Below are 1,062 nucleotides of genomic sequence, written 5' to 3'. Positions count from 1 at the left end.
CGCCTGCCCCGGCCGTACCGCCCCCGGGAGGACGACATCGACGAGGAGGTCCGCTGGGAGCTCGACCGCTGGGAGCGCGACCACCCGGGTGCCTTCGTGGGGCGCGACGGCCCCCGCCGCTTCCCCGTCACCCGCCGTGAGGCGCTCGCCGCCCTGCGCCGGTTCGTCGAGCTGCGGTTGGCGACCTTCGGCCCCCACGAGGACGCCGTGCTCGCCGCCGACCCGACCATGAGCCACAGCCTGCTGTCGGTGCCCCTCAACCTCGGTCTCCCGCACCCGGCGGAGTGCGTCGACCGGGCCGAGGACGCCTGGCGGCGGGGAGCCGTTCCGCTCAACAGCGCCGAGGGGTTCATCCGGCAGATCGCCGGATGGCGCGAGTACGTGTGGGCCCTGTACTGGCACTTCGGTGAGGAGTACCGCCGAAGCAACGCCCTGCGCCACCACGCCCCGCTCCCCGGATGGTTCCTGGAGTTGGACGCCGAGGCGGTGACCGCCCGTTGTCTGGCCGACACCCTCGCCCGGGTCCGCGACACCGGATGGACCCACCACATCCCCCGGTTGATGATCCTCGGCAGCCACGCCCTCCAGAGCGGCTGGGACCCGGCCGCGGTCACCGACTGGTTCCACCGCTGCTTCGTCGACGGCCACGACTGGGTGATGCCGCCCAACGTCATCGGCATGTCCCAGTACGCCGACGGGGGCCGGATGACCACCAAGCCGTACACCTCCGGCGGCGCCCACCTCCACCGCATGACCGACCACTGCGGGTCGTGCGCCCACCGCCCGGGCGAGCGCACCGGTGAGCGGGCCTGCCCCTTCACCACCGGGTCCTGGGCCTTCGTCCACCGGCACCGGGCCCTGCTGCGCGGCAATCACCGAACCGCCCGGGCCGTCGCCGGCCTCGACCGCCTCGGCGACCTCGAGGAGGTGCTCGCCCGGCACCGGGAGCGCGGCGACACGCCGCCGTGACGCCACGCCCCCACACCCGCCCCGGCGCGCGGCATGGTGGGACCGGACGACCGGCGTGCCCGTTCCGTCCGGCCCACCGCCCAGGCCCGCCTC

The 1,062-nt window shown here is 75.0% G+C and carries 1 pseudogene; it reads left to right on the top strand.

The window, feature by feature from the left end:
- Positions 1-969, top strand: a pseudogene (locus FNQ90_RS24445) (cryptochrome/photolyase family protein); the annotation flags it as partial.
- Positions 970-1,062: the final 93 nt, after the last annotated feature.

It is taken from the genome of Streptomyces alkaliphilus (assembly GCF_014141535.1).
Lineage (GTDB): Bacteria > Actinomycetota > Actinomycetes > Streptomycetales > Streptomycetaceae > Streptomyces > Streptomyces alkaliphilus.
This window is presented reverse-complemented; position numbering and strand designations above follow the sequence as displayed.